This is a genomic window from Ureibacillus manganicus DSM 26584, assembly GCF_000772945.1.
Taxonomy (GTDB): domain Bacteria; phylum Bacillota; class Bacilli; order Bacillales_A; family Planococcaceae; genus Ureibacillus; species Ureibacillus manganicus.
Genome location: NZ_JPVN01000001.1, coordinates 158456 through 176963 on the forward strand (window position 1 = coordinate 158456; position 18508 = coordinate 176963).

Consider the following 18508-nt stretch of genomic DNA (forward strand, 5'->3'; position numbering starts at 1 on the left):
CAACTTATTTTTCAGGAAGATCTTCTAAAAATTTTAGTGCATCATCAATTGTTTTTACAGGTACGATTTTCATAGTCGTACCTATTTTTTCTGCGGTGATGACTGCAGCTTCATAATTTGATTTAATATCTGGGTTAAGTTCTCTCATGGAATCAGTAATCTCATCATCTGGAGCGAAGAAAATTTCAATGCCATCTTCGTGAGCTGCAACTACTTTTTTCTCAACGCCACCAATTCGTCCTACCGTACCATCTTCATTCATTTCCCCTGTTCCTGCGACTAAGTGCCCTTTTGTTAAATCTTCGTCTAACAACTGGTTTAGTACTTCTAAAGTGAACATGAGACCTGCTGATGGCCCACCAATCTCCTGTGCATCAACATTTACAAAGGGTTCTGTTTTAATGGATTTACTTTGTGAATAGGTAATGCCAATCCCAATTCGTTTTGGATCGCTTTTGGGAATTTCTTTTAATGTTAGTGTTCGATCTATTAATTCACCATCTCGATTGAGCACTAAATGAACTTGTTCATTTTCTTTCTTAGCTTTTAGTAATTCTGTTAATTCCTCAGCTTTATGAATAAATTGACCATCTATTTCTACAATCTCATCTCCTGGTTCAATTTCCCCATCAGCAGCACCCCCCGATAGGACATTCAATACAGTAATCCCATTGTAGGTCACCGTAAAAGGTAGCTGTGCTCTTTGAAATGCAATAAATAGGGCATTAAATTGTGAATCAGTCATAAGCTTTAATTGACGAACATTGTACTCATTCTCATCTTCTTCTTCGTGTCTAACATCATTTATTTTCATAATATCTTGATATTCGTTGAAATAAGCAAGAGCATATGTAAGTGGTGTCGCTTGGAACATCGCTACCGTCATTAAGTGAAAGGTTCCCTGATCATCAATATCTCCATCTTGCACAGTAACAAATCTACTTACATCATAGGCGCTTCCTGGTTTCATAACATAATACTCTAATCGATAAAAGCATAAGATTAACACGATAACAAAAATTATTATAGAACTAATAATCTTTTTCAAATTCCAAAGCACCTCCTAGTTCCGATGCAAGACTAAAAAATTTAGCTAATGCATATATTAGTTTATCATTCCTTTTAACTTCATTCAGTTCAAGTCCCCACACTAATTTCGGGACAAACTCCATACATTTTTTAAGTAGTTGAATGAAGAAAAACCACCTGGCAGAAATCTGTTGTTTTTTAAATATATGAGTTTAGCTGAAGATATACGAACCTTACCTAACCAGACTATTATCACTATTGTTATGTACAGGCTAAGCAATAAACAATCAGGTATTCTAATACGCTTTGGTGTTTTTGATTTGGACAAAATATGAAAAGAGTTGGTGTATATTCCTCTAGTATATTTATTTATTTGTATTACCCTAATTATTTTACTATTATTATTTCCTGGTGTGGCACATGAAGGTACTGATTTAGGTGTAAATTTATTTATGGAAGCTTTGTTTCCTTACCTTCTACCATACTTAATACTAACACAATGGTTTATTCGTTTAACGCCGAATCGCAGGCATACATCTTCAAGATTACAATTATATTTAAAAACTTATGGCATCAGTGCTTTAGGTGGATTTCCTACAGGTGCAGCAACAATTGCCTTTTTAAAAAAAAGCAAACAAATATCCGCTAAAGAAGCAAACGGCCTTTTAAGTATTTGTCATAGTCCAAGCCCCTTATTCGTCATTGGGTTCGTAGGGTATGACCTATTAAATGATACCATGTTTAGTTGGCGCTTTTTAATTTTATACCATGTTGTATCATTAATTATATTGTTTTTTTTCTATCGAAGTTCAAAAAAAGAACATTTCGACTTTACTATGGTTACATCTGAAAAAATACCAAAACCACAAAATCCATTTATCAGTAGTATAAAAGATAGTGTACCAACAGTCTTAGTCGTCGGATCAACATTAGTATTTTTTACGACAATCTATACCGTTGTCATGCATACGATTTCGACATTTATACCTACTATACATAATAGCTTAATACTTTTAACCGCAGCATCTCTTGAGATGACGAACGGTCTTCAAATTGCTTCACAGCTTTTCACAAGCGAATCTACGATACTATATTTACTTCTTGCGGCATTTTTAACGTCACAAAGTCTTAGCATTCATATGCAAGTCGCAGTTCTCGCAAAAACGGAAAGGATTTCATTAAGACCTTACGTTGCACTTCGATTCCTGTTAACATTATTAATTCCTGCATTATATTATGTTTTATTTTTATTATAAAAATTGACAAAGAGAAAAGAAATCGGCGAAAGTCTAAATATCTTCGTCGATTTCTTTTTTTTATTTTAAATTAAATTTTTCTACTAATGCCAACTCAACGTGAGGTGGTACTAACCCCTCAACTTTACCACCGTATTTAGCTACTTCTTTCACGATACTAGAACTTAGGAATGAGTATTGGTTTTTCGTCATTATAAAAAATGTTTCGATGGATTCATCTAAATAACGGTTCATCGATGTAATTTGCATTTCATATTCAAAATCTGATACTGCTCGAAGTCCCCTTACAATTGCAATTGCTTTTTTTGATCTTGCATACTCAATTAACAACCCAGAAGAAGAATCAATACGTACATTTGGCATCGTTTTTGTTACTTCTTCAATTAGAGCCATTCTTTCTTCTAGAGTAAATAAAGGACTTTTTGATGAATTATTTAATACTGCAACATAAACAACATCAAATACATCTGCTGCACGTTTAATAATATCTAGATGTCCATTAGTAATAGGATCGAAACTACCTGGTACGACTGCAACTTTCTCAGACAATAAATTCTCCCTCTTCCCCAATAATTTGCTAATTAGAATAGATTGAAATAATCGAGCTTCCATAGGTTTCTTTTCTCTTTAATGTATAAGTTCCATAGGAATTAGGTAACTCGACATCTGTTGCGTGTTCACATACAATAATTGCATCTTTAGTTAATTTATTGTGTTCGACTAATGTTTCTATTAAATCGTAGTACATGACTTTACTATAGGGAGGATCAACAAACAAATAGTCAATTTGGATATCACGTTTACATAATCCTTTTACAGCTCTAGTGGCATCCGTGCGAAACAATTCTGTCTGTTCCTCATAACGACATTTTTTAATATTTTCTTGTAATAGCTGAAAAGCTTTGCCATCTTTTTCAACAAAGATAGCATGAGAAGCACCTCTACTTAATGTTTCGATGCCTAAACCTCCACTTCCAGCAAACAAATCTAATGCTGTTCCACCATCAAAATAGGGCCCAATAATATTGAAGATGGATTCTTTTACTTTATCGGTAGTTGGTCTAGTTGTAGTTCCTGTAACTGCTTTTAAAGGCATTCCTTTTCTTTCACCAGCAACAACTCGCATATCTTTCACCACTTTTCGTTATTGTAGTGTTGTAATAGGTGAAACAATAATTTCATTATTAGTTTTTTCTATTTCAACTAAAAATAATCGTTGAAGCCAAGATTCTTCAATATATCTCTTTCCTTCAAGATTTATAATAGGATCTGATATTGTATCGTATCGTCTTTGATTAAAGACATAGAAATTATGATCATTTGGAAAACGGAATTGTCTAAGTTCATTATTCACATAATAACCATTTTCTCCATCCGATACTTTATAGCCTAACATCGTTAAAATTTCATCTGATGAGTAGTAAAGTAATCCATTTTGATAAACAAGCCTAACATCTTCTGCATTGTAATTATCAACCATAAGTTGACGCTCATCAGAGAATAATAGTGGATAAACATCTTCTACAGTTTCATTTAGAGAGAAGAAATTTGTATGCTGACCAAATACTTCGGAAAGTTTTTCGTCTAATAACTTCGTGCTAATTTTTGCGCTCTCTATTTCTTTTAAACTTTGAATCCATTTTTCTAATTGTTTATCAGACATTTTTTCAATTAATCCATTAACAACTTTTGAAGATTTGCCATCACCAGTTACAGAACCAGTCAAAAATGCAGCTACTACTTCTTTAACCCAAGATGGATTATCTGTAAAATCGTATAACGAATCTATTTGAGATAATAAAACACTTTGATTTAGAGCTTCAATGGTTAAATCTTTTAAAAATATAATTCTTTCGCCTTGTTGCGAAGTCAAGTTTTCTCCATGGACAATAGCAACATGTTCGTCATTTAAAAATTGAATATCTTGTAATGACTGGTTAAACTGGTCACCCAGTGCTTCTTTTGAATATATCGATATTACATCTGTCGATTTTTGCAATTGAAGATTGTCCGATTGGTAGTAAATTTCTTTAACATTACCCTCTCCACTAAACATTGAATAATTTACTAATGAAAGAGATTGCTGACCTATTAAAGGCAAACCAGTAATCCATTGTCCAGTAATTGCGCTATCTGTTGATATATGTATTGTAGAATAGGTAACATTGCCATTTTCTAAAGAAACAAATAAATCTTTCAATAATTGTTTCGGTTGTAACGCTCCATCTAAGGGAATCACGTAAGATAGTGACTGTGATCTTGAATCGCCAATTTCAAACTTCGTTTTATCTTCACTTAATCTTTCACAAGTTTGTTCACTTTCTAAAAAACAATCTGGATTTGTTGCATGATTTGGCCATCTAATTGCAATTTTTTGTTTTGGAAGATTTTTAAAATGCTGTCTAATATCCAGACTTTCGTTACGATAATCTATTTCAATTTCTTGCGTGTATGTAAATTCACCCTGACCTGCCTCTAGCTTGTCCGAATATACTTGATATTGGAAAAATAACAACCCACTAACAATGAATAACAAAACTATAAAAAAGCTAACTGCATATTTCATGTGCTCAAACCTCCTCCTTCATGGTACTATGGGTACTGGAAAGGATGTGTAAAAATGATTCAACAATTTATAGAATTAGGACAAGGTTATGGAGATGTTTACGAACTTTGCGAATTAATCCAAACAAATGAAAAAAGAATTCATAATGCAATTATCATTATTTCAAATAACGGCGAAAAAAAAGTAGCTTCACCAGCTGTAGCCTTTAAACCTGTTGGTGAAAGTAAATTTATGCCAATATATATTTGTCGGGAAGGTATACCTTATAATCCTGAAAAACCTTCAAAACGAATTGAGTTATTTGAACAAGCATTAGAACGAATAGGAAAAAAAGCCATCCAAATGGATGTCAAACATTCATCATATTATTCAGAAACCGCATTATTTTACAATCATTTAATAGGAATATTAAGATTGAATCATTTAATTCCACCAATGCAATAGAAAAAGACTGCGCTATTGGTGTGATTAAATTTACAATCCAATTTTATAATCATATTCCTTCGCTTTATCTGGTTTTGCATTTTCAAATTCAGTCTTCAAAAATGGACGATATGACGGAGCAACGTCTTTCACAAAAGGAAGACGTTGTATTTTATTTATTGCCATTTCGATTTCATCTCGATTACAATAGAGTACAACATATTTTAACTTGCGGGAAATATAGTGGACATTTCCATATTTCCTTAAAGTTTTTGCATGTTTTAGTTGATTAACATATACGACCAGGCCTTGTCTTTCCTTCATTTCAATTCCCTCATTTCTTAAATAAAGCATACCATATTGTTATTTCTTATACCAACAGAGTTTAGCTGACAGGGTGATAGATTTTCCGTTATAATCATCATAAAAGATTATATTTAATATATTATAAAATGTGGAAATTGGAAAATGATAAACTGGTGAAAAAGACGAAATTTAATTCTAACCTGAGGAGGGCTTATATGGGAAAAAAGACAAAATTAGCACTTGCGATCGCAGCAGCTAGTGCAGCTGCATGGGCAGGAAGTAAGGCTGTGTTAAAACCACAGAAGCGTGAAAGAAAAGATGTTTTACAATTCGATCGTCCAATTGTACTTGCGCATAGAGGAGGATCCCATTTAGCTCCAGAACATACGAAACCTGCATTCGAGAAAGCAGTTGAATTAGGCGTTGATGGTTTTGAAGTGGATATCCGTTTAACGAAAGATGAAGAAATTATAGTTTTCCACGATGACACGGTCGATCGTACAACAGACGGTACAGGATTTGTGAAAGATTACACTTTACAAGAATTGAGTCAATTAAACCATGGCTTTCATTTTATAGATTTAGAGGGCAATGCTCCTTATAAAGAAGAAAAGTTATCTGTTTTAACATTAAGAGAATTACTAGTAGAGTTTCCTGACATATACATCAACATAGATATTAAAGATTCTCCAGACACTTATGAAGGAAGTTTAATGCCGTCAAAATTATGGAGATTAATCGAAGAATTACAAGCTCAGAATCGAGTAGTTGTAACAAGCTTTTATAGTGAACAAATAGACCGTTTCAATCTATATGCTCAAAATCGGGTCGCTTTAGGTGCTGGTGAAACTGACATTCGAAAAGCATTTGCAGCATTCACTAGTCAGTTTGGCCATTTCTATCATCCAAAGGTTGACGTATTTCAAATTCCACCAAAACACGGGGTCATTTCACTTGACATGCCAAAATTCATTGCCTATTTGGGTAATTTAAATATTCCAGTACATTATTGGACAATTAATGAACCAGATATGATGGAGCGTCTTATAAAACGTGGCGCAAAAGGAATTGTTACTGACCGTCCTGATCTTGCAGTTCCATTAGTACAAAAACTACATGACAAGAGTAATTCAGATAGTGAACAATAAACTTAAATTTTATAAAAAACAAAGTCTCCCTAGATTTATTCTAATGGAGACTTTTATTTATATAATTAAGCTGAGCAAGAACAACCTCCGCCAGTACCGCAACCGCTACCACAAGATGAACTTGTTGCAAAAAACGGATTGCTTACAGGCACTTTAACAGATTCTGAAACCGATTTCCCTATTATTAGACTAATCTCGTCTAACAAATCTTGATAATCGTTTTCAGCAAGCTTTAAATTCGCTACACGTTCATCGAAATCTAATTCGCGTTTAATTTTACGAATTTCTTTCATAATAATATTGTAATCAGGATGGTATTTGCCAAATCTTTGTACATCTTCATATTGCTCTTTCATCTTTGTAAAAGTAGTAATTTTTTGTACAAGTAATTGGTCGCTATATACATTTTGATACGCTTCACGTAGTTTTTGAGCTTGTTCAGAGGAAAGTATCATGGAACTTAATTTGTCTGTTTCATCAAGTACAGTTACCCATTCAGAAGTTATTAACATCTTTCATCCTCCATTCAACTATATGATAGCAGATTATTAGACTACGTGGTAGTTAGAAAACTTACCAACGTATCCTTTAGTCCGTTAGTTGAATGGAGGAAATTTTACCCCATATTTAGTTTCGTTTCAAGTACAGATTGAACACATTCTATATCAGAAAAATGGATTTGGGTCTTACCAATCGTTTGTGTATTTTCATGTCCTTTTCCTGCAATCAATATCGTATCGCCTTCTTTAGCTGACAGAATTGCTTTAGTAATAGCATCTCCGCGATTTAATATCGTTTCGTATTTTTGAGTTGATAAAAAACCAGCAGCAATTTGAGAATTGATTACTTCTGGATCTTCACTTCGAGGATTATCAGTTGTTAAGTAAATCATATCTGCATACTTTGAAGCGACTGCACCCATTTTAATACGTTTAGCTTTATCTCTGTCACCACCACAGCTAAAGACGACAATCAATTGTCCCTTCACCGTTTTCTTTAATGTTTGGAGTACTGCTCTTAAAGCTGCTTCTGTATGGGCATAGTCAATATATATATCTAAATTTAAATTATTACTAATGTATTGTAGTCTTCCTTTTGGCAAGCTTAAGCTTTCTGCAGCTTGACATACTTCTTCAATATCAAAACCAAGCTCACTAACAGTTGTTATTGCAGCAATCGAATTTTGTAGGTGATGGTCACCGACAAATGGTAAAGTAAACACTTTTTGTCCTTTTTTACTTTGTAAACAACATGTAGAGGAATTACTTCCATCTGCAAGTAACTGCAATTGATAATCAACACGATTTCCTAATCCAAAATAGACTTTAGGTTTCTTTGCCTGTAAACCTACAGTTCGACAAAATGAATCATCACCATTCAAAACAAGTCGTTCCGAAAGTGTAGCTAAAATTTGTTTGGCGGCTTTGTATTTTTCATAGGATCCATGGTCTTCGATATGATCTTCTGCTAAATTTAAAAATACGCCTATATTTATTGAACAATCGTCCAATCTATGTTTTGACAGTCCCATCGATGAAGCTTCTAATACCGCATACTGAACACCTTTTGAAACCCCATGTTGGAAAATTTTGTGAAGATGCTTTGGCTGAAGTGTAGTTAAATGTTCATAGTCTAAATCAATTTCTTTTCCATTGATAAATACTCCGTTTGTTCCGATAACCATTACTTTTTTATGTAGCGTATTTAAAATTTGACCAATGAAATGACTAACTGTTGTTTTACCATTTGTACCTGTAATGGCAATAACCTGTAATGCCTCTGCAGGAAATCGGTTTAGTTTAGCCGCACTGTAAGACAAAAATTTCAAACTATTTGGGACCCAAATGATAGGAACTGGTAGGCTTAATTTATCTAATAGTTTTTCGTCTTCAATGACAACACCAATTGCACCATTTTGTATAGCTATTTCAATATATTTGAATCCGTCATCATTCGTCCCCTTTCGGACAACGAACAAATCCCCTTCTTTTACTTTTTGTGCATAATCTTCTATACCAAGAACTTCTATTCGAATGGATCCACCTTTTACTGTACACGGCCAGTCTTTTAAAAGCTCTGCTAGTTGCAATGTGTCACTCCTTCTTTTCCATATAGTATGCCTAAGCCAAAAACATGACACAAATATTTGAAGAATAGGAATGAATTAAGCCAATGTTTTTTTACAAAAAAAACATTCAATTGGACATAGTAAGCTATATAAGTTTTCAATCTAGTAATTTGTAATATTTATCTAATTTACTTATTTCTTGACACAATGTTGTCATTGCCAGGATTAATATTTTAATCTATTATTAATAATGAGCGTATACTATGTACGATTTGCTAAAGGAGGAAATATATAATGTATTTTGAAAACAAAACTCTTGAAAATATAACTTCTGAACAAGAACTACTTGTTAGTGTTATGAAAAAAAATGGCTTAGAATGTCACGGCGGATGGGATTGGGATCGTATGGCATTTGACAAACGCTTCGACTTAAAAGAAGGTCGTTTCTATTTACGCGTGTTCGCAACTACTGTTTCAGGTGACGTTGGAAACAATACAGCAATCTTAAAACTTTTAAAACCTGCACTTGGTAAATACTACTATCCACATGGAGTAGAATATGATGAAAAAGAAGAAGTTTTCCCAACTCATTTAGTAAAAGAATGTGAAGGTATTTTAGCGAACATTAAAAAACAATTCGCCGCTCATGGAATTGAAGCGTAATTCTAACTATATAAGAAAATGGAGAATCTGATAATTTGATCAATTCTTCATTTTTTTTATTTTTAAAATAGTCTGGGACAAAAGATTAGCTTTTAACCAAAAGTCAGTATTACGTATAATAAAAATCTGCTAACGCTATATTAGAAAGTGGTTCGTTGGAGAGGCATGCGAAGACTCCTGCAGGACGTAGAAGCAGTCATGAGACCCCGGAGAGCTTTAGCTCCCGGAGGCTCATGGCTTCCCTGCGGAAAGCGAAGCATGCATCGGAAACGAACATTGTTATATCAAAAAGGTACAATCCAAATTGAATGATGGATTGTACCTTTTCACTTATGTCCCAGCCTGTTTTTGTTTAAAACCCGAATATTGCTTTAATAACTGATGTTGTTTCACCTGGTTCAAATAGAATATAAAGAAGTAAATAAACCATAACACCAGTAATTGCGACGAAGAACCAAATAACACTAGTAATTGGACCTAATCTTTTATGAACTTTAAGTTTATTTTTAAACCCTGTAACTAAACTAACAATTCCAAATACAGCCCCTGATGTAGCTAATATAATATGGAAGATTAAAAAGAATGTGTAATAACCTTTTAAGTCTTCAGGTCCACCAAATGCCGTGTTGCCAATAAATACGGTTCTTGAAGCATAAATTAAGAAGAAAATTAAAGCTGAAATACCTGCAGCAGTCATAACTTTTTTATGAGCCTCAATATTTCTTTTGGCAATTAATACCCATCCGATTGCAACTAACACAGCACTTAGAACAATAAATGTAGTACTAATAGTTGGAAGTAAATAAAATAGTGACATTCAAAACATTCTCCTAACATCGGTTTCTATCTCTTTTTAATGTTGTTGACTTTGCTTTAACGCTTGGAAATCCTTTAAAGCTTTTTCATTTATTTCTTCTTCAGTAGTGCTATGTTCATCTTTCCACCATTGTCTGAACACTTTCCAAAGAATAATCCCAAATATAATTTCTTGTATAATTTTCATTAATACTCCACCAGTTTGTTGATCGCCTAGTGTTGTCATATTTCCTGGGAAAAACAATTCTGGACCCGACAAACTTAATCCTGATAAAGTACCTAAAGGAACACATAATTCCATTGCTTTTAACCAAGCTTCTCCATCATAATATGTAGCAAATAATGGTTGTCCTGCAAATATAATTAAGGCACAAGCTGGAGTAATTAAAACAGCATTTGAAATTATATAAGCAATTTTATATAAGCTTTTCATCTTCGGCATATCTTTTACTGGGTTCATTAATGGCCAGCTCATGAAAAAGCCTGATAAAAATAGGATAAATGTAAAAATACCATGGAAAGTTTCATCCAACTTTATCGTATCGAAAATAGCTGGTAGATGATAAAGTGAAAACATAAAAGCAAATCCAAATGCAGCAACCACCGGCTGAGTAAATATTTTGAATATAGTACGAACTACTGGCGCATTCACAACAACTCTCCATACCCACCATGGAATCCCTTTTATCAATAAAATCGGGAGAAGTAGGAGGAGAAACGCCATTTGCACCATATGCATTGTAAATAAAATGTGTGATAGTAAATCAATTGGTGAACCCTTAATAATATAAAGAGTTACCATTGCTAATAAGAAAAAGATCGCTTCACTTTTTTTAAGAGGTTCATTTACCTTAAAGTCATTTCTCCATTTTACTGTTATCAAGAAGTAAACAACCGTTAAAAATACAATGACTCCTATTAAATATGGACTCCACAACGCTTGCCAACCAAATATACTTAACGGCATTTTAAGCTCTCCTTTAACTAGATTTAGCATAAAACATTGAAATCAAATGTGATTATCAAAATGCTAAATAATTTTTCTTTTGCAGATATAGTTTTTGATCGTTCGATTTTAAAACTTTAGTTGGATACAGCAGATTTTAAATGATGAATTTTTGATTTCGCACAAAAGAATCTGGGCGTACATAAAAATAAGCCATCGAATTTATATTTCTATAATATCATTATTATAGAACGCTTACATCTTAACATCAATGAACGAACTATGACAATTATATCTTGCTTCTCCAAAAAAATAGGTGTAGATAAGTTGCAAAACAACCTATCTACACCTATTTAATATCCCGTTCTTACCACCAAATGATTGTTAAGAAACATAGGAAGAATGTAAATGCAATTACCGCACCTAACCATACAAATGTGTTAATTACACCAATAAATGGTGCTTTTTTCTCACCCATATGCATAAATGCATATAATTGTAGTGCAACTTGTACACCTGCTAGTAAAAGAATTACTGGCTTAATGAAGTATGGCGAAAAGTCTGCTACCACTACTGCGAATGCAATAAAGGTAAACAAAATCATGATCGCAAAGTTTACAACTTGTTTACGCATTTCAACCGCATTTTTTTTACGGTTAAATTCGTATTGTGCAACAGATTTCTCTTGAACATGTGTATCGTGTCCCATATTATCCTAGCACCCCCATTAAGTAAACTACTGTGAAGATGAATACCCAAACCACGTCGATAAAGTGCCAATAAATTGACGCTGCGAAGAATTTAGGCGCGTTGTATAAGTTTAATCCGCGTTTCATGTTGCGGATAATTAAACCCGTAATCCATACTAAACCAATGATAACGTGTAATCCGTGTGTTCCTACAAGTACATAGAACGAAGATGAGAATGCTGAATGTGTAAATCCAAAACCTTCATGAACTGTATACTCATAGAACTCGTAAATTTCAAGACCTAAGAATCCAAGTCCTAATAGAACTGTGATTCCCATCCAAATTAATACACCTTTAGAATTAAAGTTTTTCATATGATACATTGCATAAACACTTGTTAAAGATGAAGTTAAAAGTAACATAGTCATAACAAATGCTAACTCTAATCCAAATAATTCAGCAGCTGAGATATCCATTCCAGCTGGTCCTTTATCTTTTAATGAAAGGTAAGTAGCAAATACGCTGGCAAATAATACGATATCACTACAGATAAAAATCCAAATTCCAACGAATTTATTTTTTCCTTCCAATGTTGCTTGTTCAGCATGATCTGGCCAAGATTTTGGGGTGAATTTAGTATTAAGATCCATTATTTGTTACCCCCTTTTCCATATAATTCTTCTTCAAGAGCAATAATTTCTTCTTTATGAACATGATAACCTAAGTCATCTTTGAATGAACGAAGAATCATACATGCTACTGTAATACCAATACCTAAAATAATTACTGGTACTGACCAAGATACACCATCTGGATGATATAGTGCACCAAATGCAGCAATAAACATACCAATAGACATAATTAGCGGTAAAATCGAGCCGTGTGGCATATGGATGTCCCCAAGAGGTTCAGCATATGTCATACCTTCTTTATTACCTTCATGTTTTTCAATCCAATAAGGATCGTATCCACGAATAAGTGGAGTTTGTTTAAAGTTATAGAATGGAACTGGAGTTACAAGAGCCCATTCAAGTGAGCGTCCATCTCCCCAGTAATCGCGTTGATTTACTGGTTTACCTTTAATAGATAACAGCATGTTTACTACTAATAATATTACCCCAATACCCATCATAATAGCACCGATAGATGAGATGAAGTTATATAGATCCCAACCTTGATCTGCTTGGTAAGTGAACACACGACGTGGCATACCCATTAAACCAAGGAAATGTTGTAGGAAGAATGTTAAATGGAATCCGATAAAGAATACCCAGAATACGATATAACCTAATTTTTCATTTAACACACGGTTAAACATAATTGGCCAATAGAAATGTGTTGCACCAAAGATCGCCGTTACGATACCACCAACGATTACATAGTGGAAGTGAGCAACGATGAAGTATGAATCGTGTAATTGGTAGTCAAGTGGAGCAGTTGCCTGCATAACACCTGTAACCCCACCAGCAACGAATGATGGTATAAATCCTAAAGCATAAATCATTGGAACTGTTACTTTAATCGAACCGCCCCAAATTGTAAGAATCCAGTTAAATACTTTCATACCTGTTGGTACTGCGATCGCCATTGTTGCAACAGCGAAAATTGCGTTAGCTGTTGGCCCAAGACCAGTTGTAAACATGTGGTGAGCCCAAACCATGAATCCTAAGAAACCAATTAAGATTGTAGCGAATACCATTGAAGAATATCCGAATAAACGTTTACGAGCAAATACTGGAATAATTTCAGAGAATAAACCAAATGCAGGTAAAACTAAGATATAAACTTCTGGGTGTCCGAAGATCCAGAATAAGTGTTCCCAAATAATTGTGTTACCACCCATAGTATGATCGAAGAAGTTCGCTCCAAACATACGGTCAACTAACATGAAGAATAAACCTACAGTTAGTGGAGGGAAAGCAAATAAAATTAATGCACTTGAAATTAGTGTTGTCCAAGTGAATAATGGCATACGCATAAACGTCATACCAGGTGCACGCATAGTAATGATCGTAACGATAAAGTTAATACCTGAGATCAATGTACCAGCACCAGAAATTTGTAAACCTAAAACATAGAAGTCAATACCATGTCCTGGTGAATATAAAGATAAAGATGCATAAGATGTCCATCCAGCATCAGGTGCTCCACCCATAAAGAATGATAAGTGTAAAAACAAAGCACCTAGAAAGAATAACCAAAATCCTAAAGAGTTTAGGAATGGGAATGCTACGTCACGTGCACCAATTTGTAAAGGTACGATCGCGTTCATAAATCCAAATAGCAATGGTGTCGCAGCTAAGAATAGCATTGTCGTACCATGCATTGTTAGTAATTCGTTGAAAAGACCTGCGGAAACAAAATCATTGTTTGGTACCATTAACTGAATACGTATTAATAAAGCTTCAAAACCAGCAATTGCAAAGAATAATAACCCTGCAAAGAAATACATATTACCTAATTTTTTATGGTCAACAGTTGTTAAATAGTCCCAAAGAGTTGCTCCAAAGCCCGTTTTCTTACTAATTGCAACAGAGCTCACAACTTTAACCTCCTCTATGTTTCAATCAATCGAGTATAAATCAAATTCGCCTTTGAATGATGTTATTTTTCTACAGATAAACTCATGATATAGTCAGCAACTGCGCTAATTTCTTCATCAGATAGTTCATCAGGATTATTATTTCCAACTTTATACTTACCAGTCATTAAGTTTCCTGGTTTGTATTTTTCAGGATTTTTAATCCAGCTTACTAGGTTTTCTTTATTAAAGTCTAAGAAACCAGCGATATGACTACGGTCTCCAAATGCAGATAAGTTTGGTCCCATTGCAGTACCAGATGGCATACCAGTTACTGAAGAAACTGCGTGACATCCTAAACAGCTTGCAGCAAATGTCGCTTCACCTAAGTCTGCAGAATCTTTAGATGCAGTTTGACCTTCAGTTGCTTTCATTGATGCAACCCAAGCGTCAAATGCTTCAGGAGCTAAAGTTTTTACTTTGAAATCCATTAAAGCATGTGATGGACCACAAAGCTCAGCACATTTACCGTAGAATACTCCGTCTTTAAGACCTTCTGATTCTTCATCAAATTCTAAATAGAACTTGTTAATATTTTCAACGTTTGTATCCATTTTACCACCGATTGATGGAATCCAGAAAGAGTGCTTTACATCAGCAGCTAACAAGTTAAAGTAAACTTTTTCACCAGTAGGAACTACAAGCTCTTGTGCTGTTACAATTCCTAAATCTGGATATGCAAACTCCCACCAGTATAATTTAGCAGTAACATCAACTATTAAAGCTGTTTTATTACCATTTTCGTCAACGTGTTCCATTGCAGCTACATCTCCAAATTTATAAGTAGAGATTAATGTAGGAACAGTTAAAATTAATAAAAATACGATTGGAATGACTGTCCAAATTACTTCAAGTGTGTGGCTACCTTCAACTTGCTTTGGCATATAGTCCTCACCTTGTTTTGAGCGGCGGAACTTTAAGAAAGCATATATATATAGTACTGAAACCACAACTACAACTAACGCCATAATAGTAATAGAGAATAGCAATAAGTTAAATTGTTCTTTTCCGACTGCTCCAGCTGGTTTAAGTGTAGAAATATACTCTTCACCACAAGCAGAAAGGAAAACTGTCATAACAGCTAATAGCGAGAACAAACGCCATTTTTTAAGCCCTTTCATCATAGCTTAATAAAACCCCTCTTTCTTTGTTGTATTTTCATGTGTAACTCTGGACTTGGTATTTGCATATATGTGAATTCTATTAAAAGAAGAATCCCCTAAAAACAATTACTTCTAGAATAACCATAAGTTTTTTTCAAACTTAACACTAATCTAAATCGCAATTTTACTATAATACTTTACATAAAGATTGCGAAAATAATCATTAATACAAAGGTGATTGTTAAATAGTTTAATGAATAAACGAACATCTTAGATGCCCATTTAAGATCATCCTCAGTTTTGAAACCTCGAATAGCTAAGATTAGCCATCCTAAATTCAGCAACGTAACTAAAGCAATAAATGCTACACCTAGTTCTTTTAATAGAAAAGGTAATGGGAATAACAGTAGTATCCATAATAACATAGAAACCTTTGTCCGTTTAAAACCCTTTACAACAGGTAGCATTGGAATATTTGCAGCACTATATTCATTTTTCCGTCTCATTGCAAGTGCATAAAAATGAGGTGGTTGCCATGCAAACATAATTAAGAATAATGCTAATGCCCCAAAACTTAATGTTGGCTCTACTGCAGCCCAGCCTATTACAGGTGGAATCGCACCAGAGATACTTCCAATAACCGTGTTGCTTACATACCTTCTTTTAGCCCAAATAGTATAAAGAACTACATAAGCTAATATACCAATTAGTCCCCACATGCCGGCAGAAAATGAAGCCGTAAATAACAAAATTTCACCTACAATTAGAAATGAGAGAGAAATAGTCAATACGACATTTGGTTTAAATCTACCTGTAACTGTTGGTCTATTCTTTGTACGTTTCATAATTGGGTCGATATCTTTGTCTAGAAAATTATTCATAGCCGCAGATCCACCAATAATTAGCGCTGCACCGAAGATTGTGTAAGCGATTAAATTTATGTGCTGTAAAAAGTGACCACCTGTAAACTGAAAAGCCAACCACATTCCAGTAAATGTAGTAACTAAATTAGAATTTACTATTCCAATCTTAATAAGTGCAAGAAAATCTTTAATTATAGATTCAGTTTCAGGACCAGTTTTTCTAGTAGCACTCACAATCTGGCCGTTTGACATTTTACTCCTCCTTTCATTTTTGTAAGCATATTCCGCTAACACTAACTATATCGAAATTCTTTAGTTATTTCTAGATATTAAAGTGAAATTTAAATGAATTCGTCGAAATAGGGTGTTAGCGTGTTGTGTTAACACATTACGTCTATATTATCGCATTTCATGGATTTTTTTGTGAAAGTTACCATACAAAGTTGTGAACAATTTGTGAAATGGACTTGTGCTAACTTAAGTATCAATTGTTTGAAGTTGTCATTTGTCTTTTTATTCGATATCATCATAAAAGCAGAGACAATTTTAATAGTGTTGATAATAAAGTAGGTGGCGCGTTACATGCAATATAAACAAAGTAAAATATTAAAATGGATTGCTGTACTGACTACTCTTGGAATGTTGCTAATTCTATTAGGTGGGGCACTCGTTACAAAAACAGATAGCGGATTAGGCTGCGGTAGACATTGGCCTGGTTGTAATGGTGAACTAATACCAACTACCATTACTCCGGAAGTATTAATTGAATTTTCTCACCGACTAACAACTGGTTCCGTGTCAATTCTAGTACTGATTTTAGTTATTTGGACGTGGAAATCATTAGGACATATCCGTGAAGTTAAATTCTTAGGAGTACTAGCAATCTTCTTCCTAGTAGCTCAAGCATTAATTGGGGCAGCGCAAGTTTTATGGGGACAAGGTGACTTTATTTTAGCATTGCATTTCGGAATATCTTTAATTTCCTTTGCATCTATAATGTTACTAGCAATGATTGTTTTTGAAGTTGATACTAAATTTGATGCTGATAAAGTACATATAGGTAGTAAGTTAAAATGGCATACGATTGGTGTTACATTCTTCTCTTACATTGTTATTTATACAGGTGCACTTGTTCGACATACTGGTTCTAGTTTAAGTTGTTCCGACTGGCCGTTTTGTGATAACAGCCAACCGTTTGCATTACCTAATGGAATGTTTGAATGGGTACAAATGGGGCATCGTTTCGCGGTTCTATTAATTTTTATTTGGATCGCATATATTACCTGGCATGCAGTGAAACATTATAAAGATCAACGTGTAATCTATTGGGGATGGATTGTTGCTTTCATTCTTGTAATCTTACAAATTATTGCAGGAATGCTTGTTGTACTAACAAAGCTTGATTTAATCGTATCTCTATTACACTCATTGTTTATCACATTACTGTTCGGCTTATTCTGTTACAAAATACTATTGATTGCACGTAGCAATCACAACCAAAAGAATAATTAATTAATATGAATGGGGAACCTGCTTTATAGGATAGGGTTCCCTATTTTTATTTTTTACAGATGAATTACTTTACAGGAAATACTAGAGTTGCAATAGTTTTTGTTCATAATTTAGGGATGTAAGTTTCGAATAGCACTACCTTACGTTTCACTTCACTTGTTTTGACGGCTGAATGTTAAATTCGTGAAACCATGTCGATTAAATCAATTTTTCTAGACAGTCTCACAAGTTTTCTCCTAATTCTTTCTAGTAGACCGCTTCTACAAGACATTTCATAAGCAAGGTGCACTTATTATGCCTCATAAACCGCTTCTACTAGACACTTCATTAGCAAATTCCATTTATAATGTCTCATAGACCCCTTCTACTAGACACTTCATTAGCAAATTCCATTTATAATGTCTCATAGACCCCTTCTACTAGACACTTCATTAGCAAAGTCCACTTATTATGTCTCATAGACCCCTTCTACTAGACATTTCATTAGCAAAATCCACTGGTAATGTCTCATAGACCCCTTCTACTAGACACTTCATTA

At 34.0% G+C, this 18508-nt stretch carries 19 protein-coding genes; 5 read left to right on the forward strand and 14 right to left on the reverse strand.

What is annotated here, in order from left to right; all coding sequences use genetic code 11:
• Nucleotides 1–4: 4 nt before the first annotated feature.
• Entirely contained in the window at nucleotides 5–1048 is a 1044-nt protein-coding gene (locus CD29_RS00765) for a SepM family pheromone-processing serine protease (RefSeq protein WP_235801751.1), read from the reverse strand.
• Nucleotides 1049–1481: 433 nt separating this feature from the next.
• On the opposite strand from CD29_RS00765, the gene CD29_RS00770 reads away from it, so the two are divergent.
• Nucleotides 1482–2285 (forward strand): hypothetical protein, encoded by an 804-nt coding sequence (locus CD29_RS00770; RefSeq protein WP_140422880.1) that lies wholly within the window; start codon nucleotides 1482–1484, stop codon nucleotides 2283–2285.
• Nucleotides 2286–2345: 60 nt separating this feature from the next.
• On the opposite strand, the gene coaD is transcribed toward CD29_RS00770, so the two are convergent.
• From coaD to CD29_RS00785, 3 genes are read right to left on the reverse strand one after another with little or no spacing between them, the layout of a single operon-like run.
• Nucleotides 2346–2834, reverse strand: a complete 489-nt coding sequence (gene coaD, locus CD29_RS00775; RefSeq protein ID WP_036181816.1) for a pantetheine-phosphate adenylyltransferase — start codon at nucleotides 2832–2834, stop codon at nucleotides 2346–2348.
• A 28-nt stretch (nucleotides 2835–2862) separates the two neighbouring features.
• Entirely contained in the window at nucleotides 2863–3411 is a 549-nt protein-coding gene (gene rsmD, locus CD29_RS00780; RefSeq protein WP_036181817.1) for a 16S rRNA (guanine(966)-N(2))-methyltransferase RsmD, read from the reverse strand.
• 18 nt (nucleotides 3412–3429) lie between these two features.
• Nucleotides 3430–4851: a hypothetical protein gene (locus CD29_RS00785; RefSeq protein ID WP_036181819.1), complete on the reverse strand. Its 1422-nt coding sequence runs from the start codon at nucleotides 4849–4851 to the stop codon at nucleotides 3430–3432.
• Nucleotides 4852–4905: 54 nt separating this feature from the next.
• On the opposite strand from CD29_RS00785, the gene CD29_RS00790 reads away from it, so the two are divergent.
• Nucleotides 4906–5295: a DUF7147 family protein gene (locus CD29_RS00790; protein ID WP_036181820.1), complete on the forward strand. Its 390-nt coding sequence runs from the start codon at nucleotides 4906–4908 to the stop codon at nucleotides 5293–5295.
• Nucleotides 5296–5325: 30 nt separating this feature from the next.
• Here the strand turns inward: CD29_RS00790 and CD29_RS00795 are convergent, their stop codons facing one another.
• Nucleotides 5326–5598, reverse strand: a complete 273-nt coding sequence (locus tag CD29_RS00795) for a YlbG family protein (protein WP_036181822.1) — start codon at nucleotides 5596–5598, stop codon at nucleotides 5326–5328.
• A 197-nt stretch (nucleotides 5599–5795) separates the two neighbouring features.
• Here CD29_RS00795 and CD29_RS00800 point away from each other — a divergent pair, with 197 nt between their 5' ends.
• Nucleotides 5796–6728, forward strand: a complete 933-nt coding sequence (locus CD29_RS00800; protein WP_036181825.1) for a glycerophosphodiester phosphodiesterase — start codon at nucleotides 5796–5798, stop codon at nucleotides 6726–6728.
• Between the two features lie 65 nt (nucleotides 6729–6793).
• Here CD29_RS00800 and CD29_RS00805 read toward each other — a convergent pair whose 3' ends face one another.
• Both CD29_RS00805 and CD29_RS00810 read right to left on the reverse strand, forming a co-directional pair.
• On the reverse strand, nucleotides 6794–7240 hold the full coding sequence (locus CD29_RS00805; protein WP_036181829.1) for a YlbF family regulator: 447 nt from the start codon (nucleotides 7238–7240) through the stop codon (nucleotides 6794–6796).
• A 104-nt stretch (nucleotides 7241–7344) separates the two neighbouring features.
• Entirely contained in the window at nucleotides 7345–8817 is a 1473-nt protein-coding gene (locus CD29_RS00810) for a UDP-N-acetylmuramoyl-L-alanyl-D-glutamate--2,6-diaminopimelate ligase (protein WP_036181832.1), read from the reverse strand.
• Nucleotides 8818–9090: 273 nt separating this feature from the next.
• Here CD29_RS00810 and CD29_RS00815 point away from each other — a divergent pair, with 273 nt between their 5' ends.
• Nucleotides 9091–9459 (forward strand): YugN family protein, encoded by a 369-nt coding sequence (locus CD29_RS00815; RefSeq protein ID WP_036181835.1) that lies wholly within the window; start codon nucleotides 9091–9093, stop codon nucleotides 9457–9459.
• A gap of 352 nt (nucleotides 9460–9811) precedes the next feature.
• On the opposite strand, the gene CD29_RS00820 is transcribed toward CD29_RS00815, so the two are convergent.
• The 7 genes from CD29_RS00820 to cyoE form a co-directional block, all read right to left on the reverse strand.
• Nucleotides 9812–10276, reverse strand: a complete 465-nt coding sequence (locus CD29_RS00820) for a DUF420 domain-containing protein (protein ID WP_036181837.1) — start codon at nucleotides 10274–10276, stop codon at nucleotides 9812–9814.
• Between the two features lie 36 nt (nucleotides 10277–10312).
• Nucleotides 10313–11242, reverse strand: a complete 930-nt coding sequence (gene ctaG / locus CD29_RS00825; RefSeq protein WP_036181839.1) for a cytochrome c oxidase assembly factor CtaG — start codon at nucleotides 11240–11242, stop codon at nucleotides 10313–10315.
• Nucleotides 11243–11588: 346 nt separating this feature from the next.
• Nucleotides 11589–11930 (reverse strand): cytochrome C oxidase subunit IV family protein, encoded by a 342-nt coding sequence (locus tag CD29_RS00830; RefSeq protein ID WP_036181841.1) that lies wholly within the window; start codon nucleotides 11928–11930, stop codon nucleotides 11589–11591.
• Nucleotide 11931: 1 nt separating this feature from the next.
• The gene (locus tag CD29_RS00835) at nucleotides 11932–12561 is read right to left on the reverse strand and encodes a cytochrome c oxidase subunit 3 (RefSeq protein ID WP_036181843.1); all 630 of its coding nucleotides are present in this window, start codon (nucleotides 12559–12561) and stop codon (nucleotides 11932–11934) included.
• Entirely contained in the window at nucleotides 12561–14453 is a 1893-nt protein-coding gene (locus CD29_RS00840) for a cytochrome c oxidase subunit I (protein WP_036181845.1), read from the reverse strand. Before CD29_RS00840 ends, CD29_RS00835 begins: the two co-directional genes overlap by 1 nt.
• 62 nt (nucleotides 14454–14515) lie before the next feature.
• The gene (gene coxB / locus CD29_RS00845; protein WP_036181847.1) at nucleotides 14516–15616 is read right to left on the reverse strand and encodes a cytochrome c oxidase subunit II; all 1101 of its coding nucleotides are present in this window, start codon (nucleotides 15614–15616) and stop codon (nucleotides 14516–14518) included.
• A 176-nt stretch (nucleotides 15617–15792) separates the two neighbouring features.
• Nucleotides 15793–16710, reverse strand: a complete 918-nt coding sequence (gene cyoE, locus CD29_RS00850; protein WP_036181849.1) for a heme o synthase — start codon at nucleotides 16708–16710, stop codon at nucleotides 15793–15795.
• 330 nt (nucleotides 16711–17040) lie between these two features.
• Between cyoE and CD29_RS00855 the strand changes: the two genes are divergently transcribed.
• Complete coding sequence (locus CD29_RS00855; RefSeq protein ID WP_036181851.1) at nucleotides 17041–17970, forward strand: COX15/CtaA family protein; 930 nt, start codon at nucleotides 17041–17043, stop codon at nucleotides 17968–17970.
• The last annotated feature ends 538 nt before the right edge of the window (nucleotides 17971–18508 follow it).